This is a genomic window from Paracoccus albicereus, assembly GCF_024359525.1.
Lineage (GTDB): Bacteria > Pseudomonadota > Alphaproteobacteria > Rhodobacterales > Rhodobacteraceae > Paracoccus > Paracoccus albicereus.
Map to the genome: position 1 here is coordinate 743,922 of NZ_JAKZEU010000002.1, position 25,431 is coordinate 769,352.

The 25,431-nt window shown below is 63.9% G+C and carries 25 protein-coding genes; 4 read left to right on the top strand and 21 right to left on the bottom strand.

All coding sequences use genetic code 11. From position 1 onward, the window contains the following. Nucleotides 1-5: 5 nt before the first annotated feature. The 13 genes from MLD63_RS07135 to MLD63_RS07195 form a co-directional block, all read right to left on the bottom strand. Complete coding sequence (locus MLD63_RS07135; protein WP_255329169.1) at nucleotides 6-398, bottom strand: response regulator; 393 nt, start codon at nucleotides 396-398, stop codon at nucleotides 6-8. Next, the gene (locus MLD63_RS07140) at nucleotides 395-2,854 is read right to left on the bottom strand and encodes a hybrid sensor histidine kinase/response regulator (RefSeq protein WP_255329170.1); all 2,460 of its coding nucleotides are present in this window, start codon (nucleotides 2,852-2,854) and stop codon (nucleotides 395-397) included. Before MLD63_RS07140 ends, MLD63_RS07135 begins: the two co-directional genes overlap by 4 nt. Then, the gene (locus MLD63_RS07145; RefSeq protein ID WP_255329171.1) at nucleotides 2,851-3,156 is read right to left on the bottom strand and encodes a hypothetical protein; all 306 of its coding nucleotides are present in this window, start codon (nucleotides 3,154-3,156) and stop codon (nucleotides 2,851-2,853) included. The genes MLD63_RS07140 and MLD63_RS07145 overlap by 4 nt, the downstream gene beginning before the upstream one ends. A 199-nt stretch (nucleotides 3,157-3,355) precedes the next feature. Beyond that, entirely contained in the window at nucleotides 3,356-4,075 is a 720-nt protein-coding gene (locus MLD63_RS07150) for a sulfate/molybdate ABC transporter ATP-binding protein (protein WP_255329172.1), read from the bottom strand. A gap of 16 nt (nucleotides 4,076-4,091) precedes the next feature. Beyond that, nucleotides 4,092-4,988, bottom strand: coding sequence for a sulfate ABC transporter permease subunit CysW (cysW, locus tag MLD63_RS07155; RefSeq protein WP_255329173.1), 897 nt, complete (start codon nucleotides 4,986-4,988; stop codon nucleotides 4,092-4,094). Continuing rightward, nucleotides 4,981-5,814, bottom strand: coding sequence for a sulfate ABC transporter permease subunit CysT (gene cysT, locus MLD63_RS07160; RefSeq protein ID WP_255329174.1), 834 nt, complete (start codon nucleotides 5,812-5,814; stop codon nucleotides 4,981-4,983). Before cysT ends, cysW begins: the two co-directional genes overlap by 8 nt. Beyond that, nucleotides 5,814-6,785, bottom strand: a complete 972-nt coding sequence (locus MLD63_RS07165; RefSeq protein ID WP_255329531.1) for a sulfate ABC transporter substrate-binding protein — start codon at nucleotides 6,783-6,785, stop codon at nucleotides 5,814-5,816. Before MLD63_RS07165 ends, cysT begins: the two co-directional genes overlap by 1 nt. Nucleotides 6,786-7,141: 356 nt before the next feature. Beyond that, nucleotides 7,142-9,253 carry a TonB-dependent siderophore receptor gene (locus tag MLD63_RS07170; RefSeq protein ID WP_255329175.1) on the bottom strand — a complete coding sequence of 704 codons (2,112 nt, stop codon included), beginning with the start codon at nucleotides 9,251-9,253 and terminating at the stop codon, nucleotides 7,142-7,144. A gap of 121 nt (nucleotides 9,254-9,374) precedes the next feature. After that, nucleotides 9,375-10,196 (bottom strand): ABC transporter ATP-binding protein, encoded by an 822-nt coding sequence (locus tag MLD63_RS07175; RefSeq protein WP_255329176.1) that lies wholly within the window; start codon nucleotides 10,194-10,196, stop codon nucleotides 9,375-9,377. After that, nucleotides 10,193-11,149: a FecCD family ABC transporter permease gene (locus tag MLD63_RS07180; protein WP_255329177.1), complete on the bottom strand. Its 957-nt coding sequence runs from the start codon at nucleotides 11,147-11,149 to the stop codon at nucleotides 10,193-10,195. Before MLD63_RS07180 ends, MLD63_RS07175 begins: the two co-directional genes overlap by 4 nt. Nucleotides 11,150-11,229: 80 nt before the next feature. Next, nucleotides 11,230-12,243 carry a FecCD family ABC transporter permease gene (locus MLD63_RS07185; protein ID WP_255329178.1) on the bottom strand — a complete coding sequence of 338 codons (1,014 nt, stop codon included), beginning with the start codon at nucleotides 12,241-12,243 and terminating at the stop codon, nucleotides 11,230-11,232. Between the two features lie 17 nt (nucleotides 12,244-12,260). After that, entirely contained in the window at nucleotides 12,261-13,253 is a 993-nt protein-coding gene (locus MLD63_RS07190) for an iron-siderophore ABC transporter substrate-binding protein (RefSeq protein ID WP_255329179.1), read from the bottom strand. A gap of 79 nt (nucleotides 13,254-13,332) precedes the next feature. Continuing rightward, the gene (locus MLD63_RS07195; RefSeq protein WP_255329180.1) at nucleotides 13,333-13,797 is read right to left on the bottom strand and encodes an Lrp/AsnC family transcriptional regulator; all 465 of its coding nucleotides are present in this window, start codon (nucleotides 13,795-13,797) and stop codon (nucleotides 13,333-13,335) included. A gap of 99 nt (nucleotides 13,798-13,896) precedes the next feature. On the opposite strand from MLD63_RS07195, the gene MLD63_RS07200 reads away from it, so the two are divergent. After that, nucleotides 13,897-15,354 (top strand): aminotransferase class V-fold PLP-dependent enzyme, encoded by a 1,458-nt coding sequence (locus tag MLD63_RS07200; RefSeq protein WP_255329181.1) that lies wholly within the window; start codon nucleotides 13,897-13,899, stop codon nucleotides 15,352-15,354. 51 nt (nucleotides 15,355-15,405) lie between these two features. Here the strand turns inward: MLD63_RS07200 and MLD63_RS07205 are convergent, their stop codons facing one another. From MLD63_RS07205 to MLD63_RS07240, 8 genes are read right to left on the bottom strand one after another with little or no spacing between them, the layout of a single operon-like run. After that, a complete protein-coding gene (locus MLD63_RS07205) occupies nucleotides 15,406-16,365 on the bottom strand; it encodes an ornithine cyclodeaminase family protein (protein WP_255329182.1) in 960 nt (319 codons plus the stop codon). A 10-nt stretch (nucleotides 16,366-16,375) separates the two neighbouring features. Then, the gene (locus tag MLD63_RS07210; protein WP_255329183.1) at nucleotides 16,376-17,602 is read right to left on the bottom strand and encodes a hypothetical protein; all 1,227 of its coding nucleotides are present in this window, start codon (nucleotides 17,600-17,602) and stop codon (nucleotides 16,376-16,378) included. Further along, complete coding sequence (locus MLD63_RS07215; protein ID WP_255329184.1) at nucleotides 17,596-18,249, bottom strand: hypothetical protein; 654 nt, start codon at nucleotides 18,247-18,249, stop codon at nucleotides 17,596-17,598. The genes MLD63_RS07210 and MLD63_RS07215 overlap by 7 nt, the downstream gene beginning before the upstream one ends. Next, nucleotides 18,246-19,181, bottom strand: a complete 936-nt coding sequence (locus tag MLD63_RS07220) for a vWA domain-containing protein (protein WP_255329185.1) — start codon at nucleotides 19,179-19,181, stop codon at nucleotides 18,246-18,248. Before MLD63_RS07220 ends, MLD63_RS07215 begins: the two co-directional genes overlap by 4 nt. Beyond that, nucleotides 19,178-20,134: a VWA domain-containing protein gene (locus MLD63_RS07225; RefSeq protein WP_255329186.1), complete on the bottom strand. Its 957-nt coding sequence runs from the start codon at nucleotides 20,132-20,134 to the stop codon at nucleotides 19,178-19,180. The genes MLD63_RS07220 and MLD63_RS07225 overlap by 4 nt, the downstream gene beginning before the upstream one ends. Next, a complete protein-coding gene (locus MLD63_RS07230) occupies nucleotides 20,131-20,496 on the bottom strand; it encodes a hypothetical protein (RefSeq protein WP_255329187.1) in 366 nt (121 codons plus the stop codon). Before MLD63_RS07230 ends, MLD63_RS07225 begins: the two co-directional genes overlap by 4 nt. Continuing rightward, on the bottom strand, nucleotides 20,493-21,329 hold the full coding sequence (locus MLD63_RS07235) for a DUF58 domain-containing protein (RefSeq protein ID WP_255329188.1): 837 nt from the start codon (nucleotides 21,327-21,329) through the stop codon (nucleotides 20,493-20,495). The genes MLD63_RS07230 and MLD63_RS07235 overlap by 4 nt, the downstream gene beginning before the upstream one ends. Next, nucleotides 21,326-22,309 (bottom strand): AAA family ATPase, encoded by a 984-nt coding sequence (locus MLD63_RS07240; protein WP_255329189.1) that lies wholly within the window; start codon nucleotides 22,307-22,309, stop codon nucleotides 21,326-21,328. The genes MLD63_RS07235 and MLD63_RS07240 overlap by 4 nt, the downstream gene beginning before the upstream one ends. 247 nt (nucleotides 22,310-22,556) lie before the next feature. Between MLD63_RS07240 and MLD63_RS07245 the strand changes: the two genes are divergently transcribed. Genes MLD63_RS07245 through MLD63_RS07255 form a run of 3 tightly spaced genes read left to right on the top strand, consistent with a single transcriptional unit; the run spans nucleotide 22,557 to nucleotide 25,421 of the window. Then, nucleotides 22,557-22,982, top strand: coding sequence for a DUF2231 domain-containing protein (locus MLD63_RS07245; RefSeq protein ID WP_255329190.1), 426 nt, complete (start codon nucleotides 22,557-22,559; stop codon nucleotides 22,980-22,982). A 5-nt stretch (nucleotides 22,983-22,987) separates the two neighbouring features. Beyond that, complete coding sequence (locus MLD63_RS07250; RefSeq protein ID WP_255329191.1) at nucleotides 22,988-24,478, top strand: PQQ-dependent sugar dehydrogenase; 1,491 nt, start codon at nucleotides 22,988-22,990, stop codon at nucleotides 24,476-24,478. Nucleotides 24,479-24,503: 25 nt separating this feature from the next. Further along, the gene (locus MLD63_RS07255) at nucleotides 24,504-25,421 is read left to right on the top strand and encodes a 2-hydroxyacid dehydrogenase (RefSeq protein WP_255329192.1); all 918 of its coding nucleotides are present in this window, start codon (nucleotides 24,504-24,506) and stop codon (nucleotides 25,419-25,421) included. Nucleotides 25,422-25,431 lie beyond the last annotated feature (10 nt).

A 25,431-nucleotide genomic window follows, 5' to 3' on the forward strand; every position in this document is an offset into this window, starting at 1 on the left:
TCCGTTCATGCGGAACATGGGCGTCGGCCTTCAGCGGTGTGCGCTGCAACCATCTTGCGCAAGGCAGCGGCGTTGACGGGTTTTCCAAGAAAGTCGGTTCCACCAACAGCACGGCCCCTTGCTATTGTCTCAGCATCACCATTGCCGCTCGAGAAGATGATCGGAAGATCGCGAAACTGCGGCATGTTGCGCAGCGACGTGCACACGTCATGGCCATCGATGCCCGGAAGCACGACGTCGAGGATCACGATATCCGGTTCGACATCAGGCGCGATTTCAATCGCCTCCTCGCCCGTCGTGGCGACGCAGACGTCGTAGTCGGAGCCTAGGAATGCGCCCAGAAGCTGCAGGTTGAAACTGGAATCGTCGACGATCAGGACAACCGGCTTCGTCGTCATGCCGACTTGTCCCTACGTTTCGGGAAGGTGCCTGGATGGCTGAGGTTCAGCGCTTCCAAGGCCAAGTCGAAATCACGCGACGCAATGGCCTGAAGGGCGGGATGGTCCTGGCGTGCCTGCGCGTCGAGACCCAAAGCGTGCGCGTAGGCGTCGAAAGCCTGCTCGGCGGTCAGGCTGCGACGTCGAAGCACGCGCACCAGCGCATCGCGTGCCAGGTCGACCGCGTCCTGCTCGCCACGGACGCCACCCGCGCCTTGGGAAGTATTGATCGTGCGAACCGTAGGTTCCAGGGTCTGAGCTGCCGCGAGGGCAGGATCGAGAGCTTCCGCCAGCGCGGCGATCAAATTGTCTGTCTCACCGGTTTCGTCCGAAGTGGCAGCCCTCTCCAGCAACGCGGCAACGTCCGCCACACTCGACAGGGTCAACGTCGCGGCGACACCCTTCAGGCTGTGGGCAAGTCGAGATGCCTCCGCCAGTTCACCCGCACTGATCAGCCGGGACAAATCTGACGGAGCGCTGGCATAGGTTTGGGCGAAACTGGCGATCAGGCGACGCAGCAAGGCCGGATTGCCGTTGGTCCTGTCCAGCGCCAGCCCCAAGTCGAAGGGTGCAAGATCGGCCGGCAATGTGACGAAGGCATCGTCGCCAGCCAAAGGCACGACATTGTGGCTCATCGGCTGCGGGATTGTCTTGCGGGCGCCGCGCTGAAACCAGTGGTTCAGACGCGCGATCAGCAGTTTCGGATCGATCGGTTTGGCTATGTGATCGTTCATTCCTGCTGCGAGGCATCTGCGACGCTCTTCGTCGAACGTGTGAGCCGTCAGCGCGATGATGGGCAACTGATCGGCACTCCAGACCTTTCGGATTTCAGTCGTGGCATCGATTCCGTCCATTTCCGGCATCTGCACGTCCATCAGGATCGCCGCGTAACGCTGGCCGGAATGTCCCACCATGTCGCAGGCCACACGACCGTTCGCGGCACATTCGACCAACAATCCCGCATTGCCGAGAAGACCGACGCCGATCTCGCGATTGATCTCGTTGTCGTCGACCAGAAGCACGCAAAGATCACGGAAGCGCGGATCGATCACATGCACGATCTCATTCTTCGATGCTGGGCGACCAGGCATGGCTGCCTTATCCCGCATCGGGGCAGAGGCACCCGTGTCAACCCGCTCAAAAGGGATCATGAAGGTGAAGACGCTGCCAAGATCGGCAATGCTTTCGACCCTGATCCAGCCGCCCATCTGTTCGACGATCTGTCGGCTTATGGCGAGACCAAGACCGGTACCGCCGTATTGCCGCGTCGTGGAACTGTCGGCCTGACTGAAGGCGGTGAAAAGCCGCGACTGTTCTTCGGCGCTCATCCCGATGCCGTTGTCGCGAACGGCGATCTGGACCGATACCGTGTCGTCGGTCCATTCATCGCAGCGCACGGTGACGACGATCGTCCCGGTGCGCCCGAACTTCACGGCGTTGCTGAGAAGGTTCAGCAAAACCTGATCGAAACGCATCTGATCGCCTGAGAGCCGATCCGGGACATTGGTCAGATAGTTGACCTCGATACCCAGTCCACGCTCTTCAGCGGAATCGCGGACGAGCGCGATCTGGTTGTCGATCGCTTCGACAAGGTCGAACTCGCGCCGCTCAAGGATCAGCTTGCCCGCCTCGTTCTTCGAAAAGTCCAGAAGGTCGTTGATCAACCGAAGCAGTGTCGAGCCCGCGCCATGAATCTTGCGAACCTGGTTCATCTGTTCAGGCGTCAGCGGCGCGCGCTGCAGGATATGGCTGAAGCCGAGGATTGCGTTGATCGGCGTGCGGATTTCATGACTGACATTGGCGAGAAAGATGCTTTTCACGCGCGTCGATTCCTCGGCCTCAAGCGTCCGCTCCTTCAAAGCGACGCTGGTCGCGACGATCTCTTCGCTCATTCGATGGATGCGCTCGAACGCCTGCAGGACCTTGCCGCTGACCCAGATCAGGACGGCTGCCTGAAACGCCACGATCGCTGCGTGCAGCAGGACGCGGGCCAGATTGCCTTCTCCGGGAAAGACCGCGAGTGGCAGGACATAGAGCAGGATCAGGTGATGTAGCGATGTCGCGATTGCAGACAGCACGATGGTCGCGCGGTCGAACCAGCCGATGCTCAGCGCCATCATCGCGAAAAAATACATGTGCATGTCCATCTGCCACGGCTTGCGCGCGAAAAGCATCAGCAGGATCGCGGGCAGGCACATCATGATGATCGCGGACAGGTTGCGCGTCACAGCCGCGTGTCCGTAAAGCAGCCAGCTCGCGTGATAGATCATCGCAAGAAGCGTTCCCGCAAGGGCAGCGGGAAGGGCCGCCCCGGTGGTCGTCCAGCCTGCGAAGGCCAGAAGGGGAACGTGGGCCCAGATCAGCCAGCACAGCAGCCGGCCGAACCCCTCGCGCAGCTGCAGAATCTGTGGGCTCATGACCGCACCTCGACCGTTCCGAAACATCCGGGAATGTTCGGCAGCGCCCAGACCATCCAAGCCCCTGACGCGCGCATCGACATGGCGAAATCGGGCGCGTCCGAAACCGCGTAAAGGCCGCGGCTGAACCACGTGAATCCGGTCACGCCGCCCCCGTGTTGATAGACCGCATCCATCACCGTCGCGGCATCGACGCTGTCACGCATGACCACCAGATAGCGCCCCCTCGCATCCGCGCGCGCCACCGTGGCGATGACCAGGGACCCGATACCTATGACCAGCAGCAGGATCGCCGGAAGCATGCTGAAAAGCGGATTGAACGAACTCGCCCGCCGTCTGGGCCCATCATTCTTCGCCCCGGTGTGCCTTATCACGCTTCCGACCCCTGCATCATGGAAGGGTCAGTCTTAGGGACATGATCGAAAACAGGCGTTAACGCTCTGCGGGAATCCCCTTCAAGTTTTAACGTTATTGGACGACAGCCAATGTTCGCACGGACCGTCAGGCGCTGACGAAGTTGCGCACGAAGGCGGTCGCAGGGCGTTCGCGGATGTCCAGGGGTCGGCCGATCTGTTCGATCCGACCCATCGACATGACGACGACCAGATCTGCAAGCTCCATCGCTTCGTCCTGATCGTGGGTGACGAAAACGGTGGTAAGCCCGGTTTCGTCGTGAATGTCGCGCAAGCCCTGCCGCAGCTCTTTTCGGACCTTGGCGTCCAGCGCGCCGAACGGTTCGTCCAGCAGCAGCATCCGCGGCTCGATGGCAAGCGCGCGGGCCAGCGCGACCCGCTGGCGTTGTCCGCCGGAAAGCTGCGTTGGATAACGACCGCCAATGTCGGGAAGTTGGATCAGGTCCAGCAGCTTCGTCACCCTTCGCGCAATCTCGGTTCTGTTTGGCCGAATGGCGCGGGGTCGCGCAGCAAGACCGTAAGCGATGTTGTCGAAGACGGTCATGTGCCGAAACAGCGCATAGCTTTGGAAAACAAAGCCCGCGCGACGTTCCTGCACGCTGAGGCCGGTCGCGTCCCGTCCATCGAAAAGAACGCGCCCCGATGTCGGAAACTCCAAACCTCCAAGGATGCGGAGCAATGTCGTCTTGCCCGAACCTGACGGTCCCAGAAGCGCGACCAGCGTCCCCGACGGGATCGACAGCGTCACCGGGTGAAGGGCTCGTGAGACGCCAAATTCCTTGGAGATTTCGTCGATATGGATGTCCATGGCCAGGTTTCCTCGATCAATGCCTGTGGTTCGCGGCCAGCGCATCGGCGTGGCGCAGTTCAAGCGCGGTCTTCAGCAGCAAGGTCAGAAGGGCGAAGCCGGTCAGCAGCGCCGCCATCGAAAAGGCCGCGACCGAGAGGTATTCGTTGTAGAGCATCTCGATCGTGATCGGCATGGTCGCGGTCTGGCCGCGGATCTTGCCTGAGACGACGGCGACGGCACCGAATTCACCCATTGCGCGGGCGGTGCAGAGAAGCGTGCCGTACAGCAGCGCCCAGCGGATGTTCGGCAGCGTCACGGTATGAAACACCCGCCAGCCCGAGGCGCCGAGTGTCAGGGCCGCCTCTTCCTCGGCCCTGCCCTGTTCGGTCATGACGGGGATCAGTTCGCGCGCGACGAAGGGGAACGTCACGAAGACAGTGGCAAGCACAATGCCGGGGATGGCAAAGACGATCGGCAGGTCATGTGCAACCAGCCAGCCGCCGATCAGCGAATTGGCCCCGAACAGCAGCACGATGCACAGGCCCGCGACAACAGGACTGACCGAGAATGGCAGGTCGATCAGCGTGATCAGAAACGCCTTGCCGCGAAAGTCGAATTTGGTGATCAGCCAGGCGGCCGCGATCCCGAACACGGCGTTCAGGGGCATGGCGATGGCCGTGATCGTCAGCGTCAGCCTGATCGCCGATTGCGCGTCGCGATTGCCGAGGCTTTCGATGGCCGCCGCCCAGCCATCTGCAAGCGCCTCTGTAAACACCACGATCAATGGTGCGAAGACCAGGATTGCGAGGCCACTGACGGTAAGCAGGATCAAGGCCGTTCGAGCGGCGGGCGTTTCTTCGGTGGGCTTGCGGTAGGATGCTGGCCGAGCCGAGCGGGCTGCTCCGGGCCGATGCAAGGACGCGTCAGACATGACCGATCCTTTTGCGACTGAATATCTGGATGAGGTTGATGACCAGAAGCATCGCGAACGACATCAGCAGCATCGCGATACCGATAGCCCCGGCAGCATCATAGTTGAACTCTTCAAGCTGAATGACGATCAGCAGGGGCGCGATCTCGGTCCGCAGCGGAATGTTTCCCGCGATGAAGATGACCGAGCCGTATTCGCCAACCGCGCGCGCGAGCGCTAGGGCGAAGCCCGTCAACGCGGCCGGGGTCAGCATCGGCAAGATCACATGCCGAAGCGTGTGGCTGCGCGATGCACCCAGGGTCGCGCTGGCTTCCTCGACCTCGGGATCGATCTCTTCGATCACCGGCTGGACTGTGCGCGTCACGAAAGGCAGTCCGACGAAAACAAGGGCCAGGAAAATCCCCCACTGCGTATAGGCGATCTTCCAGCCGATCTGCTGTGCGAGCGAACCGAATACGCCATTTGGGGCGTAAAGCGCTGTCAGGGCGATTCCGGCCACGGCGGTCGGCAAGGCAAAAGGCAGATCGACCGCCGCATCGATGATCCGGCGTCCCGGAAAGCGGTAGCGGACCAAAACCCAGGCCAGCAGGACACCGAAGACCAGATTGAACAGCGCTGCGAACAGCGCCATGCGGAACGACAGAAACAGTGCCGCCCAGACCCGCTCGCGGTGAACCGTGTCCCAAATGTTGGCGAGGCCGAATTGGGCGCCCTGCATCAACAGCGCGCCGATCGGCAAAAGGACGACGATGGACAGCATGGTCAGTGTGATCCCGGCCGAAAGGCCGAGACCGGGCATCGCCGTCCGCTGAACGAGGGGGCGCATCACTTAGAGGCCGTGTCAGCGTTCGTGTAGATCTGGTCGAAGATGCCGCCGTCGCCGAAGTGTTCGGGCTGCGCCTTCTTCCAGCCACCGAAGTGATCGATGCCAACGAGTTCCAGGTCCGGGAAGCGGGCGACATCCTCGGGATCGGCGGCGCTGTCGTCCCAGGCCCTGTAGAAATGCTTGTAGGCGAGCGCCTGACCTTCGGGCGAATAAAGAAAGTCCACATAGGCCGTCGCCAGTTCGCGCTGGTCCTCATCGGCAATGTTGCCTTCCACCAGTGCCACGGGCGGTTCGGCCAGAACACTGACCGAGGGAACGACGATGTCGAACTGATCCTCGCCGATTTCCTCCAGCGCCAGATAAGCCTCGTTCTCCCAAGCCAGCAGAACGTCTCCGATCCCACGTTGCGCAAAGGTCGTGGTGGCGCCGCGCGCGCCGGTGTCGAGCACCGGAACATGCCTGTAAAGCTGGCCAACGAAATCCTGCGGATCCTGGCCGTTCCTTTCAGCCCAGGCCCAGGCAGCTAGGTAGTTCCAGCGCGCACCGCCGGACGTCTTGGGATTGGGCGTGATCACCTCGACCCCGTCTTTCAGCAGATCGCCCCAATCGTTCAGACCCTTGGGGTTCCCCTCGCGGACGAGGAACACGATCGTCGATGTGTAGGGGCTGGAATTATGGGGCAGCTTCGATTGCCAGTCCTCTGGCAGCTTGCCGGTTTCCGCAATCTTGTCGATATCGGATGCCAGCGCCAGCGTGACGACCTGCGCATCAAGACCGTCGATGACGGCACGAGCCTGCGACCCTGATCCGCCATGGCTGGTCTCGATATCGGGCGCGTCGTGACCGTCTGCCTGCCATTTCGCGGCAAAGGCTTCGTTCACCTCGCGATAAAGCTCGCGCGTCGGATCGTAGCTGACATTCAGGAGGCTTTGAGCGCTCGCATCGTGAGCGAGTGTCAGCAAGCCGGCCATGGCCAGGGCGGCCACCGAGAAAGACCGGGCTGCTCGTGTCGGCAGAGTGAGGTCTGCAAAGCGATTGTCGGACATGGTGCTCTCCAAGATTTCGCGTCATCGACTTAGACACCGAAATAACGACAGATGAAGTCGTGTTAATCAAGATAAAAATAACGATAGATTTTATCGTGATAGAGGCTGCCGATTTGGACGCGTCTGCTTGGAATCATGCCTTTGACGGCGGCATGCGCCCAGACTCGTCTCGCGCGACGAGGGAGGTGAGTGAATGCAGAAAGCCGTCGCGACTGCTCCAAAGCAAACGCGACGGCTGAACTGACAGTGGTCGAGACGGCTTCGCTACCGCATGACCGGCCCTACCAGCGATGGCGCAGGGTTGCGGCGATCGTCCGTCCCGGATTGTAGTAATCGGCCGTTCCCCGCCCGACGACGTGCTTTTCGTCCAGGAGGTTGTTCACGTTGATCGCAAGCTCCGTCTCGGGCGTGATCGCGTAGCTGTAGGCCGCGTCGAGCAGGGTCGTCGCCTCGCTTCGACCATTCTGGTTCTGCGTGGTGAAGTAGTAGGCACCCGTGTACCGCGCGCCAATCCCGAACGTCATGTCCCCACGCTGACCAGCGCCGGGATGCGTGTAGTCCAGCCACAGTGACGCGATGTGGTTCGGCACGACCCCGACTTCGTTACCGATGACATCGACCCCGAACACGGGGGCAGAATTCAGAACCTCTGAGTCGGCGTAGGAATAGGCGGCGATCATGTCGATCCTGTCGTTCAGTTCCGCCTTCGTCTCCAGATCGAGGCCGCGAACCCTGATCTCGCCCACCAGCGACCGCTCCAGCGTGTCGGGATCGGCCACGCTGATGTTCGTCTTGCTCAGATCGTAAAGCGCCGCACTGAACAGCGCGTTCGTTCCAACCGGCTCATACTTCACGCCGATCTCGTATTGCTCGCCACGTTCGGGCTCGACACCGAGCGAGGGCGGGGCCACCGACTCGGCGTAGCTCAGGTAAGCCGAAATCTCCGGTGTAATCTTGTAGGTCAGGGCGCCGCGGACAGAGGTTTCCGCAAAATCGTCAGACGATGTCGTCCCGGTGAGGCCATCGTTCTCTGTGATATCCAGCCGATCATGACGAGCGCCGATCGTCGCGATGACCTTGTCGCTGAAGGACATGTTCTGCTGCACGAAGATGGCCTTCGTCGTGCTGTCCCTGTCGAGATCCTGATATTGCGACAGGCTGACAGGCGCGCCGCTGTAGCTTGGATCGCGCGGGTCGATGGGGCTACCCGCCGCGAAAAAGCTGGATTGGGCGGACGACACGTCGCGAAACTCCAGACCGACAAGCGTGCTGCTGTCGAAGGCCGCAAAGCTGCGGTCATATTGGAGGATGACGTCGCCGGCGACCTCTTCGGCCTCTCCCTCCTGCGCGATGTAGCCACGCGGCACCGGGAACGTGCCGTCGTCGCCGCTGATATAGACATAGCCATAGTCGTCGGCGGTGTCGCTGTAGCGAAGGTTCGATCGCAGGGTCAGACCGTCGCCGAAATCATGTTCCGCAATAAGGTTGGCGGTCGATCTTTCGACGTTGAGATAGTTGAAATCCGGCTCGCCCAGAAACAGGTCGCGGTCATAATCGCCAAAGCGCGGATAGCCCCCACTGTTCGGCGTCGCGTCACGGTCCAGATAGTCCACGATCAGGCTGATCGAGGTCGCCTCGCTTGGTTGCCATGTCAGACCGCCCATCAGGAAGGTCTCGTCATCGCGCGAGAAGTCGTATTCCCGGTCGGCATCCTGCAGCTTGCCCGTCAGGCGATAGGCCCACGTCGCGTCCGGCGTCAGCGCGTCGCCGATATCGAAGCCGAACTCCTTTCGGTCGTCTGAGCCGACGGTCCCGAAAGCTTCGGCGATGCGCTCTGCGCGCGGCCGCTTGGTGACGAAGTTGATCGAGCCGCCCGGGTCGGCAACACCGAACAAGGTCGAGTTGGCGCCGCGTATCACCTCGATCCGCTCATAAGCCAGCGGTTCTTCGCGGATACCGCGCATCGAGCCCAGCGTCAGACCGTCACGATAGGTCGAGGCCTGGAAACCCCTGATCGAATAGTAATCGTTCCGATCGTCGGTGCCGTACTGATCAGTGATCGTCCCTGCGGTGTATTCCAGCGCGTCCTCCAGCGTCCTTGCGTCCCGGCGCTGGATTTCCTTTTGCGTGATGACCGAAACTGAAGCCGGCGTATCGAGGATGTTGGTCGCCACCTTGCCGCCGACCTGGAACTCATGGGCAACGATCGTGTTCGCGTCGTCGTCGGCGCCCGTGGCCTCGATGGTGATCGCAGGCAGACGGATGACCGGAGAAATCCGCCCATCACCATCGGTGGCGGCGTCCTGAGCATGGATCGTGGTGGGAAGCGCGGTCAACGCGGTGCAGCAGGTCAGCACCGTACCGATGCGAAGGCGAGAGCGAAGAGCGGTCATGTTGAGTTCCCTACAGATTCTGTCGGGATTCAAGTCGCCCACGGGCGCGTGTGTGTCAACTTCACTGCAGCGGGCTGCAAGACCGCAGCCACAGGTCGTTGCCAATAGGCGACAGTTTAAATCACCAATTCTCGTCGACAACGCCGATCGTTGTCCGCCGGCCGATCGGCAACATCATCGGGCGCCCCGACATCGGATCGGTGATGATCCTGCTCGACAAACCGAAGACGCGCTGGATGACATCTTCAGTCAGCACGATTTCCGGCGTCCCTTCGGCATGTATCCCGCCGTCGGCCATCGCGACCAGATGATCTGCATAACGCGCCGCGAGGTTGAGGTCGTGAAGGACCATGACGATGGTCGTGCCACGCTGTTCATTCAGATCGCACAGCAAGTCCAGCAATTCGATCTGGTGAGCGACATCGAGGAACGTCGTCGGCTCGTCCAGCAGCAGCAACTCCGTCTGTTGGGCCAGCGTCATGGCGATCCAGACCCGCTGGCGCTGACCGCCCGACAATTCGTCGACGGCGCGATCTGCCAGGTCTGCCGTGCGGGTGATCTCCAGCGCGTGGGCCACGGCTTCATCGTCCGCACCACTCCAACGAGACAGCAGGCCCTGATGCGGGTGTCGCCCACGGCTGACCAGATCGGCGACGGTGATCCCTTCGGGCGCGATCGGAGATTGCGGCAACAGCCCCATGATCCGCGCAAGCGTGCGGGTAGGAAGGTCGTGGATGGACTTGCCGTCCAGCGTCACCCTGCCCCGCACAGGCGCCAACAACCGGGACAGCACCCGCAACAGCGTCGACTTGCCGCAGGCATTCGCACCCACGATCGCGGTGACACGACCCGTCAGGATCGTCAGATCCAGCCCGTCAAGGATCGTGCGGCCGCCATAACCGGCCGCGATCGCGCCTGCCTGAAATCGTCGCTCTGCTGTCACAGGCTGCTCCCCGTCCGGTTCGCGCGCACGATCAGGTAGATCAGGAACGGCGCGCCAAGCGCGCCCGTCACCACACCGACCGGATACCGGCCGGGCAGCAGGAACTGACCGGCATAGTCACCCAGCAGCACGAGCGCTGCGCCCACCAGTGCGGCCGGCACCACGATGGACCCGTTCGATCCCACGATCCGGGCGGCGATCGGGCCGGAAAGGAACGCGACGAAGGCGATCGGTCCGGTGGTGGCGGTCGCGACCGCGATCAGGCCCACCGCGCCGATGATGACCAGAAGGCGGGTCCGTCCCACCTGAACGCCCAGGGCAGCCGCCATGTCGTCGCCCATGCGCAAAGTCTCCAGATCGCGTCTGAGCATGACCAGCAGGCCACCGAAGACCAGAAGCGACGCCAGAAGTGGTCCCGCCTGCGAAAGACGGGCACCGTTCACGCTGCCCGTCAGCCAGCGCATCGCCTCTTGCAGATCCCAGGCCGGTGCACGGGTCAGTGCATAGGCGATGAAGCTGTTGATCATCGCGGATATTCCGATTCCGATCAGGATCAGCCGCGACCCCGTGATGCCGTCATTGAAGGACAGGACATAGATCAGCATCGCCACGGCAAGTCCCGCAACGATCGCGAATAAGGACACCGACGCGCCGTCCATGGACAGGAAGACGATGCCGAAGACCGCGGCGGCGCTCGAGCCCGCGCTGACGCCGACGATATCGGGGCTGGCAAGCGGATTGCGCAGCATGATCTGAAAGACGACGCCCCCCAGCCCGAACGAGAGCCCGGCGAGGATGCAGATGACGGCACGCGGCAACCGAAGCTGGCCGACGGTGAAGCTTGCGCCGGGCACCTCTTGCCCCAGCAGGACGCGGCCAACGTCGGCTAGCGGCGTGAAGGACTGGCCCAAAGCGAGCGTCAACACGAACAGCGCGCCGAGCAGCCCAATCATGAAAGCCGTCACCGCACCCAGCTTTTGTGCGCGCCGTTGTCGCCCCGCTCTCAGGATCGATAACGTGTCGACAGATCCGCTCACAGGTCGCGAACCCTTTGGCGGCGGACGATCCAGACGAAGACGGGCGCACCGATGAATGCGGTGACGACGCCGACGTCCAGCTCGCTCGGGCGGGCCATGATCCGCCCCATCACGTCCGAAAGCAGCAGCAACGCGGCCCCGGCCAACGCCGAACAGGGCAACAGCCACCGGTGATCGACCCCGAAGACCAGTCGGCACGCATGCGGCACGACAAGTCCGACGAAGCCGATCGGGCCGCAGATCGCAGTCGCCGCTCCGCAGAGCATGATCGCCGCAAGCGAGGCCAAGCCGCGCCCAACGGCGACACGCTCGCCCAGTCCTGCCGCGACATCGTCGCCAAGCGCGAGCAGGTTCAGCTTCCGTGCAGACAGCAGCGCGAGCGCCAGTCCCGCGATCATGATCGGCAAAACCAGTTCGATCCGGTCAAACGTTGCCCCGCCGACGCCGCCGACCTGCCACGAGCGCACGCCACCGGCGATGTCGTTTCGCGGCAGAACCACGGCGATTGTCAGCGATGAAAAGGCGACGGATGTCGCCGCGCCCGCCAGCGCCAGCTTGAGCGGCGTTGCCCCGCCTCGACCGACAGAGCCGATCGCGTAGACGAACATCGCGGTCAGTCCGGCGCCCAGGATCGCGACCCAGACGTAACTGGCGGCCGAGCTCATCTGGAACCACGCAATTCCCAGAACGACGGCAAGCGCCGCGCCGTTGTTGATGCCCAGAATGCCGGGATCGGCCAGCGGGTTGCGGGTGACGCCCTGCATGATTGCGCCTGACAGACCAAGTGATGCGCCGGCGACCATCGCCAGCAACGTGCGCGGCATGCGCACCGCGACCGCCGCCTGCCCGATGGTATCGACCCCACCAGCCAGCCCTGCGAGCACGTCGGCCCAGCCGACGTCACGCGTTCCGACCGAAAGCGACAGCACCGACAGGGCGAGGACGATGAGGGCGAGCAACAGCACAGCGACGACATTGCGACCCTCGCGCGACGCGCGGCGGATCGTCATGGTCCGAGCGGCCGCGATCATTCCGCTGCGCGCGCGGCTTTCGCCAGCATCGCGACATAGTCGTCCAGCACCCACGATATCGACAGCGGGGTGGGACTGGCACCGGTCCCCACAGGGTCGTTCCCCAGCATCACAAGCGCCCCGTTCGCGATCGCCGGCATTCGCGCCAGCAATGGATCGGATGTCAGCCCGTTCAACAGATCCTGCGTGCCATAGGACACGAAGATATCGACATCGTCGAAACGGTCGACCAGTTCGGCGCTGACCTCGCCAGAATACTGACCCGGTCGTGTCGCCTCGCGCACGCTACTGGGCATCGACAGTCCCAGATCCTCGAAGAATTGGACTCGCGTGTCGTTGGCCGAGTAAAAACGCACGACGCTGAGGTCGGTCGCGTCCAGATGGGTGATGAACATCGCCGTCTTTCCGCGAAGCTCTGGATAGCGCGCGGCGGTCGCGGTGATCTCACCATCGAGCCGCTCGATCAACGCCTGCCCCTCTGCCTCCATCCCCATCCCGGCAGCGTTAAGCCGGATCATGCTGCGCCAATCGGTCGTCCAGGGCGCGTCTGGATAGGCGACGACCGGCGCAATCATGCTGAGCGTGTCGTAGTCGGATCGACTGAGCCCGGAATGCGCGGCGAGGATGACGTCGGGTTCGGTTGCCGCAACCGCTTCGAAGTCGATGCCGTCGCCTTCGTCGAACAGCGTCGGCGGTTCGGCCTGCAACTCATCCAGCCTGGCGTCCACCCAAGGCAGAAGGCCGTCACCGTCGTCATCACCGAAATTCGCCGCGGCAAAGCCGACCGGCACGACGCCGAGCGCCAACGGCACTTCGTGGTTGGCCCAACTGACCGTTGCGACGCGGACCGGCCTTTCCTTGATGATCGTTTCTCCGAACGCATGCTCGATTGTGATCGGAAAGACGGCATCGGCTTCCTGCGCGGTCGCGGTACTGGGCCAAAAGGGGAGCAGCACGCAGAACATGGCCTGCTTGACGAAAAGCTTCATGCCCATCTCAATGGTTGATAATTTTTGTCGGCATTCCACGTGGACGATGCCGTGTCAAGGCATGACCTCGGAAGTCGCCTCAGCGAAGCGGGATCGGCCGCTGTTCCTCGATGGCTTCCATCGCGAAATAGGATGTGACCGTGTCGAGCTCGATGTCCGCGATGAGGCGCTTGTAGACATCGTCGTAGCCGGCCATATCGCGCACCACGATCTTCATCAGATAATCGTATTCGCCCCCGATCCGGAAGAAATCGATGACCTCGGGGATGGCGGAGACATGCCTGCGGAATCGGGCGAGCCAATCGGCCGTGTGATGCCGGGTCTTGATCAGCGAAAACACCACGAAACCGCCGCCGAGCGTCTCGCGATCGATCACCACGGTCCGTTTCAGGATGACCCCCGCCGCCTCGAGCGCCTTCAGGCGACGCCAGCAGGCGTTCTGTGACAGCCCGACGCGCTCGGCCAATTCGCGCTGAGACTGGGACGAGTCAGTCTGCAACTCATGCAGGATTCGATAATCGATCTGATCGAGAACAACTGCCATTCATCGATCATATGAACGGTTTTTACTGTGAACAACGACAAATGATGTGAAGTCTTTGGAGCGTGCCTGTGTCAGTTTCGTTCGCAAGGAGACTGAACCATGCCGCTGCTTGACGAATTTCGACCTTATCTCATCAGTGACGACCTCGCTGCGGATCTGCGCGCCGGGCTGATCGGCGAAGGCGCAAAGATCGATGGACCGTTCGGACGTCGCCCGCTCATCTATGCCGATTACGTCGCCTCGGGGCGCTGTCTCGATCAGATCGAGGATTTCGTTCGCCGCGACATCCTGCCCTTCTACGCCAATACCCACACGCAAGCGTCCTATTGCGGCGAGTTCATGACCCGGCTGCGCGAGGACGCGCGCGCCCTGATCGGTCGACTGGTGAACGCGGGCGCGGGCACCAGCGTCGTGTTTACCGGCTCGGGATCAACCAGCGGCATCAACCGGATCGTCGGATTGCTGGATCTCGCGGGGAGTCTTCGCCGTGGCGAGCCTGTGGTCGTTCTGATCGGTCCCTACGAACATCACTCGAACATTCTTCCCTGGCGCGAGACCGGCGCCGCGGTGATCGAGATCGCCGAGGCTGCAGCCGGCGGCGTCGATCTGAACGACCTGCGTCGCAGATTGGCAGAGGCCGGGGACGCCCGGGTCATCGGGGCGTTCTCGGCTGCCTCAAACGTGACGGGAATTCTGACCGACACCGATGCCGTTACTCGAGTCCTGCGACAGCACGGTGCCCTGTCGATCTGGGATTACGGCTGCGCCGGGCCCTATTCGGCGATGGACATGCGCCCCGGCACCGATGCGCAGAAGGACGCGATCGTCTTCTCGGCGCACAAGTTTCCCGGCGGGCCGGGGGCGAGCGGGGTCGCGATCATCCGCGACGATATCACCCGTCGCAAGACACCGACCCTGCCCGGCGGCGGCACGGTCAGCTTCGTCTCGCCCTGGGGTCACGACTATGCCGCAGCCTTGTCCGCGCGCGAGGAAGGCGGCACGCCCAATGTGATCGGCGATATTCGCGTCGCGCTGGCGATGATCGTCAAGGACGCCCTGGGACAGGACTGGCTCGACGCGCGGCAGGCCGAATTGCGGGCACGGGCGCTGGCCGTCTGGTCGCGCAACGACCGCATCATGCTGCTCGGCAACATGGATGCGCCTGCGCTGCCGATCTTTTCGTTCCAGATCCGCGACGGGCGGGGCGGGCTGGTCCATCATCAGTTCTTCACCCGGCTTCTCAGTGACCTGACCGGAATTCAGGCACGCGGCGGATGCGCCTGCGCCGGTCCCTACGGCCACAGGCTGCTCGGGCTCGATCGTGAGGGGTCCGACAGGATTGTCGAAAAGTTGGCGCAGGGTGAGGAAACCGCCAAACCTGGTTGGGTCAGGCTGAACCTGTCAGCCCTGATGAGCGATGAGAAGGTCGACCACATCATCGACGCCGTCGACGACCTCGCCCGGCGTGCCACCGAATACGAAGGGCACTATCGCGTCGATCCGAAGACTGCGCGGTTCGCGGCTGTTTCCAAGACGCAGGACGAACCTGTAACGTAGCCGCCCGACGTCGGCGGCTGCCGGAGAGTCCGTCAGCCTTTTTGCTTTCGCTTAGGGCTGATCTGTCCCGGTTTTCTTCCGCCAGATGTCGATGATTGCCTCGGCGATCATCAGGTCCAGATGCGCGCCGCCGCCGTTCTTGAACATCGTGATCTCTTCGTCGTCCGATCGACCGGACCGACCGGCCTCCAGATCGTGGAAGTCGCCGAGGATGCTTTCTCGGGTGATCACGCCCGCAGACAGGGGGATTTTCAGCTCTCCGATATGGTCCAGTGTCGTCTCGCGGCTGTCGACGAAGATGCGAGCGCGCCGCAAAAGCGCGTCGTCGGCCTCGCGCATGTCAGGCCTGAACGCGCCGACCAGATCGACATGTGTACCGGGCCGGACCCAGTCGCCGCGAAGAACCGGTTCGCGAGCCATGGTGGCGCAAGCCACGATGTCCGCCTGCCCCACGGCCTCGGCTGCGTCGCTGACGGCGTGGGTGTGCAAACCCTCGGCGTTCAGCTTATCGGCTAGAACCTCTGCATTGGCAGGCGTGCGGTTCCAGATGCCGATCGTTTCAAGCCTCGGGAACAGTGCGGAATAGACCCGTGCCAGCGAACCGGCGACCGGGCCCGCGCCCAAGATCACCAAGTGTCGACTGTCGGGACGCGCCAGATGACGGGCGCCCAGCCCGGAATCGGCGGCCGTCTTCCAGTAGGTTATGAGAGCACTGTCCAGCAGCGCCTTAGGCGTCCCTGTCACGTCGTCAAAGACCACCATCACACCCTGAACGGTCGGCAGCCCGCGCGTCGCGTTGTCACCGATGACGCTGACCGTCTTCAACCCGATCCCGATCCCGTCGATCCAAGCCGCCCGATTCAGCATGGTGTCATCCCCTCGGGTCAGGAACAGATCGCCGATCCGGGCCGGTGGCCTGCGATGCCCCGCCGCAATCGCATCGACCATCGCCGTCCATGACAGATCGGCCTCGACATCCTCGGCTCGCAGATAAGGCAAGGTGGCGTTCATGATCGGCTCCTCAAGGCGACGCCCTTGGTCTTAGCGGGGTGTTGGTATCTTGAGAACCGCCGGCTGAACCTCGATCGTTCAGGTGGCGGCATATATCGCGATAGACCTGCCGAAGGTCGACGGATTCTGTACCACGGTCACGGCCGAAAAGAACCTCATCGACCGACGCCAGCATCTCGCCTCGCAGGCTCTCCGAACCAAGCATGGACTTAGCCAGCGACCTGAAGCCGCGCACGTCACCGCGCCCGGCCAGCACGGACAGATGGCGCAGCTGCCTGCGGCGGCGAAGCCAATCGCCGGATCGCGCCCACGCCGACGCGGCCCACGCCCGGCCCTGCAGACCCGCGATGGTGACCAGCAGCGTGGTCAGCGCGACAAGCGCAAGATGTGCCCGTCCGACGCCCGGATCTTTGCGCCATCCCGTGGCCGCGTTGTCCGAAAAGCTCGCATAGCCGATCTGCGCTGCAGGGATCGTCGCGGAGGCCGGCTGACGGGTGCCGGTGTCGAAATAAGGAATCGTCACCGCGGGAATGACGCCCGGCTCACCAGTGATGGGGCGCAACTGCCACGTCCAGACCAGCGTCGTCACCGGACCTTGCGCGGTCACCTGAAAGTCGCGCTCGAAGGGCGGTGTGAAGGCGATCAGCCACGGTTGGCGCAACTGGGGTTGTTCGGGCATCATCTCGGGCGTGGCGCCAAGCGCGCGAAGGACAACGCGGCGGACCACGCTTTGACCGTCTTCCAGTTGTGCCGGATCCGCGCTCCACGTTTCGGAAAGTTCAAGCGCGCGCACGGGAAGCCAACCCGCATCAGCACCTGCCGGCTTGGCCTCCACCTCGATCGGGACCGGAGCGGATCGGACGATCACCCTTTCCCGCCGGCCTGCATCGTCGAGGATTTCAAGTTCATGCGCGATCGGCAGAATTTCCAACATCCCGGGCCGCTGGGGAAAAAAGGCGATGCGGCGCTCGAACACGCGGGCGGCACGACCTTCGATACGCTGATCGCTCCAATCGTCCTGGCCAAGCCTGCTCCACGCGAAATCGGTCATGTCACGAAGCTTCAGGTCCTCGTTCGTGATCGTCTCCCGGTAAATGCCGCGCAAGGTGCCAAGAACCATCTCTCCTTCCAAGGGCGGCTCTCGCGGATCGAGCACGAGTTGCAGATCCAGCGTGTCGCGATCCTGCGCGGCCACGGGGCCCGCCATGAGAAACAACAGGACCAGCAGCCTCACCATCGGTCCGGCTCCTCGCGATGGGCTTCGCCTGTCTCGCGCCGACGCTCCATCTCGGCAGCCAACCTCGCCTTCAGATACGCACCCGGCTCATCGGCAAGCGAGTCGAGCCAACCCGTATCCGCCGCGGCGTTCCGCTCGCCCGTGACAGAGCGTTTGAGATTGGCTTCCTGCGGATTGCGCTGCTTCGCCTCGATCGGCTGAGCCGGGTTTTCGGGATCGAAGCTGGCGACGCCTATCCCTGCCTCGGACAGGATGGTCTCGATCCGCCCATGACCCATCGCCTCGCCAATCACAGGCTCGACCAGCCCAAGAACGATCTCGCGGTTTCGGTGCGCGTCGGTATCGTATCGGTCGGCGAACAGCACGGCGTCAAAATAGGCGACGGACAGCGCGTAGTTCCCTGTCGCGGCCAGCGTGAGCCCGCGGTTGAACGTCGCCGAGCGCCCGATGGCGGCGAATGCGGCATCTGCCTCGGCATAACGTCCGGCATCATACAGCGCAGCGGCGCGCGCGCCCGGATCGGACAGCAGCGGCAGCGCAAGGTTCGGGAACCCCGCGCGCCAGACGATCTTGGCCCAGGCCTCAGGTCCGGCGGCGACCGCGCAGGCCAAGACGGCGGACAGCAGCAAAAGTGCAAGACGGTTCATGCTTCCACTCTCCGTCTGAAGGTGAAGGCAAGCGGAACCAGCGCGAGGATCAGAAGCCAGCGTCCAAGATCGCGATAGCGAAGGTTTCGGACGGCAGGATCGGCAGCGGCATCGCCGCGGCGGTCGGTCATGATCGCTTCCAAGCCAGCAAGGTCGATCGCGCTGACCGTCATGCCGCCGCCCGCATCCGTCAACGCGACCAGCGGCTCGCGGTTCGCGGGTGTTGCGCCGTATGGCGGGCGGTCCTGGGCCACGAAAACCGCCGAGATGCGCATACCGGCCGCCGCCATCTGCCGGGCGCGGTCCAGCGCGTTGGGACCGATACCCCCGCCGTCGGACACGAGAACGATATCGGGCTGCGTCGCCCCTGCGTCGTCCAGCGTCTGCCGCGCGAGATCCAGGGCTCGGTCAGGTCGGCTGCCGCCGACAGGCATCGTCGCAGGGTCCATCACCGCGACGACCGTCTGCAGCGCGGCCGGGTCCTCTGTCGGGACACTGACGAGGAAGCTTTCTGCCGCATAGACGGCAAGCGCTATCGGCCGCGTGCCTTGAATATCGATCAGACGCGAAACCGCGGCCTGCGCGTCATCAAGACCGGCGCCCTCGGTCAGCGACGGGGACAGGTCCATCAGGATCATCACGGCATCAAGGTTCCGCAGCACCGGCGCATCCGGATCGCGGATCGCGGGGCCGGACAGGGCGAATGCCGCAATCGCCGCCGCGATGGCGATCAGCCACGGCTCTCGATCGTCCCGCGCCTCTGTCAGGTGGCCAAGCCTGCGCATCGCGACCATCAGGTCGGCATCCATGATTCTGCGCCAGCGCCCGTCACCGCCCAACCGCGTGGCGACCAGCCAGCCCGCGAGCAGCGACAGTGGTGCGGCAAGCAGCCAAAGCGGGCGAAGGAAGGTGACGTCGGCCAAAGCGATCATGCCGCCTCCCGAGCACGCAGGGCCAGCGAGAGCGCCAGGAGCGCCGTTCCCGCCGCCGCCAGCCATGGCCAGTATTCCCGCCATGCGCGGATCGGAGGTGCGTCGGCGAGGCTCGGCTCCAACCTGTCGATGGCGTCGGTCACAGCCTGCAGATCCTCGGTCGTGCGCACACGGAACGTCTGACCTTCCGCCGCTTCGGCGATCCGGCGAAGGGTCTCGCTGTCCACCGCGTCGCGCGATCCTGGGTCGGCCTGCAGATCGGCGGGGCCAAGCGCGATCGTGTAGATCCTGATCCCCAGATCGCGGGCCACCATCGCGGCGTCGACCGGATCGACCGCACCCGTGGTATCCTGCCCATCCGACAGCAGCACGATCACCCGGCTCTTCGCGTGCCGCTCGCGCAGGTGCCGGATCGACAGGCCGAGCCCGTCGGCAATCGCGGTGGCCTTGCCCGACACACCGATCCGCGTCGTCTCGACCGCCTGCGCCACCGCGGCAGCATCGTGGCTCAACGATGCCGCGACATAGGCACGGTCCCCGAAGACGACCAGCCCTACGCGATCGCCGATCCGGCCCCGGACAAAGCGCGATCCGACATCCTGCACCGCCGCGAGGCGCGAGACCTGCCGACCGTCCAGCGTGAAGTCCTCGCGCTCCATCGAACCCGACAGATCAAGCGCGAGCACGATGTCACGTCCAGACGCAGGGATCACGTCCAGCACGCGTTCGTCGCGCGGTCCGCTAAGCGCGCCGACAAGCATCACCCATGCAAGCGACAGCAGGACAAGCCTGACATGCCGACGGACCGGTGCCGCGTCCGATGATGCAAAGCTCTCGGCAATCGCGGGCGGCAGCGTCAGCGCCGATCCCGCCTGCATCCGGCGCGGCAGGATGCGCAACAGCAGGATCGGCAGCGGAAGCAGAAGCAGAGCCCAGGGTGCGGCAAAGCTCACGCGCGTGCCCGGCGGGCGGCGTCGATCACCGCAGCTTCCAGCGCGCCGATATCGATGGTCGCTGCCGGATCGTAAAGCGCTGCGTCAAGCCCGCTCATCTTTTCGCCGTGTGCGCGCAGCAACGCGGCAAGACCCGCGATGCGGGCCTGACGCTCTTGGCGCGACAGCGCAGCGATCGCTGTGCGTGCCCGGTCGATCGGGCGCGTCCGGCGGATCGTCGCCACCCGCAGGATCGCGAGAACAATCGAGCCCAGGATCAGGCCCAGTGCAACGGCCGCAAGCGCGTCCTGCAACCCGAACCGTGCGAAGCTTTCGGGTATGCGGATACCTGATAACTGATTGACCAGCTCCTCGGTGCTCATGCGGCGAGATCGTCGATCGACGCCTCTGCGCGCACAATCCGGTAAGGGATCGCATGATCGTCTAGCACTTTAGCCGAGCGCGTCGCGCCAAATGTGCCGCGTTCGATCCGAAGGCCCGTCCGGGCCATAAAGCTGCCGGACGGCGGCGCCGTCTCGACGGAATCCTGAACCAGCAAAAGCTCAAGCGAGGATTTTCGCATCAATGTCGCTGCCGCAGCGCCGAATCCGGCACCCGGATCGTCAAGCCCGGTCGCCAGCAGCACGGCGGAGCCGGGCGCGACGCGCGCGGTGAGCGAGTCGAGCATCATCGACAGGCTGTCGTGGTCCGGATGGTTGGCCGAAAGTGCAGAGGCGTGGCTGCTAACCAGCATTGCCGCGATCTGCAGCATGGCCGGTTCGCGAAGCCGCGGCGGCAGCATCAGCGGTTCGCCATCGCCGAAGACGATCGCCCCCACACGCGCGCCTGCCATGACAGACCGCCAGCCTTCCAGCGCCAGTGCGTCCGCGGCGGCGACCGACCGGAACCGCCCGCGCGTGCCCCACAGCATCGGGCGTCGGAAATCTGCCACAAGCAGCACGCTGCGCTCGATCTCTTCGTGACGACGACGCATCTGCGGCCGCCCCGTCCGCGCCGTCGCGGCAGCATCGATGCCGCGCGGATCGTCGCCGTCCTGCCAAGGGCGAAGGTCGAACAGATCGCCGCCCTGACCTCGGCGCGGGCCGGAGAGGCCGCCCGAAGGGTTGCTGGCATGGCCGGGCAAGGCCCGGGCCGCAACGTGGTCGCGCAGGCTGATCAGGCGATGCAGAGAGACTTCGGCGCCGGTCCCCTTCACAGCGGCGCCACGCCGGCAAGCACCTCGGCAAAGATCGACCGTGATGTCTCGCCGCCTGCCTGTGCGCGCCATGTCGGCGCCATGCGGTGGCACAAGACGTCCGGCGCCAGGGCCGCCACATCCTCGGGGATCGCATAATCACGCCCGTGAAGCCAAGCCCGCGCGCGGGCGCTGGACGCAAGCGACAAGGTGCCCCGCGGACTGACGGCGTGACGGATGCGTCCAGTCACGTCCAGCCCCTCGACCGGACGGCGCGTCGCCATGACCAGCGCCACGATATACTGTCGCAGCGCCCGCGACAGGTGAACCTGCAAGACCTCTTCCTTCATCCCGGCCAGCGCGGCGCGATCCAAAACGAAGCTGTCGTGACCGCCATGGGTGCGCAGTTCGGTTTCGACGAGATCGAGGATCGCAAGCTCATCCTCATCGCCGGGAAGGTCCAACATCACATGCATCAGGAACCGGTCCAGTTGCGCCTCCGGCAGGGGATATGTTCCCTCCTGCTCCAGCGGGTTCTGGGTCGCGATGACCATGAACGGATCGGGCAGCGCGCGGGTCTCGCCCCCGGTCGTGACCTGACCCTCGCCCATCGCTTCCAGCAGCGCAGACTGAACCTTGGGCGGCGCGCGGTTAATTTCGTCGACCAGCACGAGATTGTGGAAGATCGGTCCCGGAAGAAAGTCCATCCGGCCGCCGTCCTGGCGGTAGATCTGTGTTCCGGTCACGTCGGACGGCATCAGGTCCGGCGTACACTGGATGCGCGCGAAGCTGCATTCCAGTCCTTCGGACAGGCGCCGGACCGATCGGGTCTTGGCCAGACCCGGCGCACCCTCGATCAGGACATGGCCCCCGGTCAGCAGTGCGATCATCAGCCGTTCGACCAGATTGCCATGCCCGACGAGACCGGCGTTCATCCGCGCCGCAAGCGCTTTGGCGGGCCCTGCCCCGCCGATCGCCGACGCGGTTGCCACATCCTCCATGCCGGCCCTCCCTGTTTCCCAGTCCCACTGAACCACGGGGCGCAGGACAAATGAAACCCATCCGAACCGCTGAGCCGAAGATTCCGCCAGGGTGATCGCCGAACTTGGCGACGGGCGGTTTACTCGCACCCGATCTTTTTCGCGCGTCACGGTGGAGTCGGTGGAACGAGGTTCCACCTGCGGGGTTTGGTGAATGGGCGGACACCGCGCCGCGGCGTCGGCCATCCCGTCACAAAAGGCCAATCCGATGCGAACCGCACCCGCTTACACCCTCCCCCCCACGCCCTACGACCTGACGCTGAACACGCTGGCCGCGATGATCGGGACGTGCTTCTTTCTCGCCCTGCTGACCGATCTTGCCTACTGGGCCACGGCAAACCTGATGTGGACCAACTTCTCGTCGTGGCTGCTTTTCGCGGGTCTGCTGATCGGGGGCGTCGGCGCTGCCTTTTGGATCGTCGGGCTGTTCGTCAATGATGCACCGGCACGCTGGTGGCCATCCTTCCTGTGGCTGGGCGTGCTGTTGCTGGGTCTTCTGAACAGCCTGATCCATGCCGGCGACGGCTGGACGGGGGTGATGCCCTGGGGGCTCGCGCTCTCCGCCCTGACATTCTGTCTCATGCTGGCAGGGGGCGCGGGCGCCATCCTGACCACGAACCGCACCCCGAGGTGATCGACATGTTCCGCAACAGAAACCTTACCGCCGCCGCTTTCGGCACGACCGTGATGACGGCGCTGAGCGTCGTTTCCGCCAGCGCGCAGGATTTCGACCTGAGCAGTCAGATAGGGCCAGACCCTGTCCTGCCAGAACCGCAGTTTCACAGCCTGTGGCCCGACATGAAGGTGGCAGAGGTGATCGGCTGGCAGGACGGTCAGACCCCTCAGGCCGCAGAGGGATTGACGGTCACCGCCTACGCGACCGATCTCGTCAACCCGCGAACGGTCCACACGCTGCCTAACGGGGATGTGCTGGTCGTTCAGTCGCGCGGGCCCGAGGGGGAACCGAAATCGCGACCCAAGGACTTCATCCGTGGCTGGATCATGGCGATCGCGCATGGCGGCGGCGATGGACCGCAAAAAGAAAGCAACCTGATCACTCTTCTGCATGACGAGGATCGCGACGGGACGGTCGATCAGCGCTCCGATCTTCTGACAGGGCTCGCTTCGCCCTTCGGCGTGGCATGGATCGACGATACGCTCTACGTCGCCACGACCGACGGCGTGGTGTCCTATCCTTACCAGTTGGGCCAGACGGAGATCACCGCGGAACCGACCATGCTGACGCCGCTCCCCGGCGGGCCGATCGATCACCACTGGACCAAGGATCTCGCGCTCAGCCCTGATGGGTCGATGCTTTACGCCTCGGTCGGGTCGAACTCGAACATCGTCGAAAATGGGATAGAGGCTGAGAAGGGACGCGCGGCCATCTGGCAGATCGATCGGCAGACCGGCGCCTCGCGCGTCTTCGCCGGCGGTCTGCGCAATCCCAATGGATTGACCTTCAACCCCGACACAGGCGTCTTGTGGACGGTCGTGAACGAGCGCGACGAACTGGGGCCGAACCTTGTTCCCGACTATATGACATCCGTGCAGGAGGGTGCGCATTACGGCTGGCCCTGGAGCTATTACGGCGACCATGTCGATCGCCGCGTCAAGCCGGAAAGGCCCGATATGGTCCAAGCGGCGATCGCGCCGGATTACGCGCTGTCCAGCCACGTCGCGGCACTGGGTCTGACCTTCTCGAACGGATCGGCGATGCCTGAGGCCTATGCAAGCGGCGCCTTCATCGGCGAGCACGGAAGCTGGAACCGCGATCATTTCAATGGCTATAAGGTGATCTACGTCCCGTTCGAGAATGGCGAGCCAAGCGGGATGCCGACCGACATCCTGACCGGCTTCGTCGAGGGTGATCAGGCGCATGGCCGGCCAGTTGGCGTCGGCATCGACGGGACGGGCGCGCTGCTGGTCGCGGACGACGCCGGCAACACGGTGTGGCGCGTCGCGGCAAGCGACGGCTCGGTGACGGATGCGCCTGTCGGAACGGATGGTCAGCGTCTGGCGTCTGCTGGGGCCACCGACCAGCCGACACAGCCATCTGTCAATGGCACAACCGATGGGGCGCCGACGAATTCCGAACCGTCTGCTGACAACGCGGAGCAATCGCAATGAGCGCCCATCGGTCAGGGGCAAGTTGATGGCCCGCCCGCTGGTCTTCGCCCTCGCTCGCCTGCCCGCAGAGATCGAACGGGACTTGGAAGCGCGGTACGAGGTCGTTCGCGATATAGAGGCCGCCGGCGAGGCAGAGATCGCGCTGACCGCCGGTAATCTGGGTCTGTCGTCCGATCAGATGGCTCAACTGCCGCGCTTGCGGCTGATCGCGGTCAACGGCGTCGGCGTCGATGCGGTCGATCTGGTCGAAGCACGAAGGCACCGCATTGCGGTGACGACGACGCCCGACGTCCTGTCGCTCGCGGTTGCGGAACTGGCACTGGGCCTTGCGCTGTCCTGCGCGAGGCGTGTCGCCGACGGGGACCGGTTCATTCGGTTGGGGCACTGGGCGCAGGGCGACAGTTTCACATTGGGTCGATCCATCCTCAACCGTCGCGCCGGCATCCTTGGCTACGGTAGGATCGGACGGCGGCTCGCGGATCTGCTGCGCGGAATGGGGATGGAGGTCCTGTATTCAGCGCGAAGCGAGAAGCCGGACGCCGTCGATTCCTACCGCCCCGACGCTGCGACACTGGCTCGCGATTGCGACGTCCTGTTCGTTACTGCGGCGGGGGGCGCGGATACGCGTCATCTGGTCGATGCGCAGGTGCTGCGGGAACTCGGCTCCGACGGCTTTCTGGTCAATGTCGCGCGGGGGCCGGTTGTCGATGGCGACGCGCTGGCGACAGCGTTGTCCGATGGAACCATCGCCGGTGCGGGCTTATATGTGTTCGATGATGAACCTCATGTCCCGCAAGCCCTGCTCGACGCACCCAACTGCGTCCTGACGCCGCACATCGCCTCGGCAACCGGCGATGCGCGGCGCGCCATGGCGCAGCTTGTGCTGGACAACATCGCCGCATTCGTCGCCGGAAAGCCTTTACCGACGCCCTACACAGGCTGAACCCAGACGC

Bases quoted from the DNA above. Each gene is read 5' to 3' on its own strand.
- cysW (WP_255329173.1), bottom strand. From the start codon at position 4,988: ATGTCTGACGCGTCCTTGCATCGGCCCGGAGCAGCCCGCTCGGCTCGG.
- MLD63_RS07245 (WP_255329190.1), top strand. From the start codon at position 22,557: ATGCGAACCGCACCCGCTTACACCCTCCCCCCCACGCCCTACGACCTG.
- cysT (WP_255329174.1), bottom strand. From the start codon at position 5,814: ATGCGCCCCCTCGTTCAGCGGACGGCGATGCCCGGTCTCGGCCTTTCG.
- MLD63_RS07230 (WP_255329187.1), bottom strand. From the start codon at position 20,496: ATGAGCACCGAGGAGCTGGTCAATCAGTTATCAGGTATCCGCATACCC.
- MLD63_RS07215 (WP_255329184.1), bottom strand. From the start codon at position 18,249: ATGAACCGTCTTGCACTTTTGCTGCTGTCCGCCGTCTTGGCCTGCGCG.
- MLD63_RS07195 (WP_255329180.1), bottom strand. From the start codon at position 13,797: ATGGCAGTTGTTCTCGATCAGATCGATTATCGAATCCTGCATGAGTTG.
- MLD63_RS07135 (WP_255329169.1), bottom strand. From the start codon at position 398: ATGACGACGAAGCCGGTTGTCCTGATCGTCGACGATTCCAGTTTCAAC.
- MLD63_RS07240 (WP_255329189.1), bottom strand. From the start codon at position 22,309: ATGGAGGATGTGGCAACCGCGTCGGCGATCGGCGGGGCAGGGCCCGCC.
- MLD63_RS07220 (WP_255329185.1), bottom strand. From the start codon at position 19,181: ATGATCGCTTTGGCCGACGTCACCTTCCTTCGCCCGCTTTGGCTGCTT.
- MLD63_RS07140 (WP_255329170.1), bottom strand. From the start codon at position 2,854: ATGAGCCCACAGATTCTGCAGCTGCGCGAGGGGTTCGGCCGGCTGCTG.
- MLD63_RS07180 (WP_255329177.1), bottom strand. From the start codon at position 11,149: ATGATTGGGCTGCTCGGCGCGCTGTTCGTGTTGACGCTCGCTTTGGGC.
- MLD63_RS07150 (WP_255329172.1), bottom strand. From the start codon at position 4,075: ATGGACATCCATATCGACGAAATCTCCAAGGAATTTGGCGTCTCACGA.
- MLD63_RS07250 (WP_255329191.1), top strand. From the start codon at position 22,988: ATGTTCCGCAACAGAAACCTTACCGCCGCCGCTTTCGGCACGACCGTG.
- MLD63_RS07200 (WP_255329181.1), top strand. From the start codon at position 13,897: ATGCCGCTGCTTGACGAATTTCGACCTTATCTCATCAGTGACGACCTC.
- MLD63_RS07145 (WP_255329171.1), bottom strand. From the start codon at position 3,156: ATGCTTCCGGCGATCCTGCTGCTGGTCATAGGTATCGGGTCCCTGGTC.
- MLD63_RS07255 (WP_255329192.1), top strand. From the start codon at position 24,504: ATGGCCCGCCCGCTGGTCTTCGCCCTCGCTCGCCTGCCCGCAGAGATC.
- MLD63_RS07205 (WP_255329182.1), bottom strand. From the start codon at position 16,365: ATGAACGCCACCTTGCCTTATCTGCGAGCCGAGGATGTCGAGGCCGAT.
- MLD63_RS07185 (WP_255329178.1), bottom strand. From the start codon at position 12,243: ATGACGATCCGCCGCGCGTCGCGCGAGGGTCGCAATGTCGTCGCTGTG.
- MLD63_RS07210 (WP_255329183.1), bottom strand. From the start codon at position 17,602: ATGGTGAGGCTGCTGGTCCTGTTGTTTCTCATGGCGGGCCCCGTGGCC.
- MLD63_RS07165 (WP_255329531.1), bottom strand. From the start codon at position 6,785: ATGGCCGGCTTGCTGACACTCGCTCACGATGCGAGCGCTCAAAGCCTC.
- MLD63_RS07170 (WP_255329175.1), bottom strand. From the start codon at position 9,253: ATGACCGCTCTTCGCTCTCGCCTTCGCATCGGTACGGTGCTGACCTGC.
- MLD63_RS07190 (WP_255329179.1), bottom strand. From the start codon at position 13,253: ATGAAGCTTTTCGTCAAGCAGGCCATGTTCTGCGTGCTGCTCCCCTTT.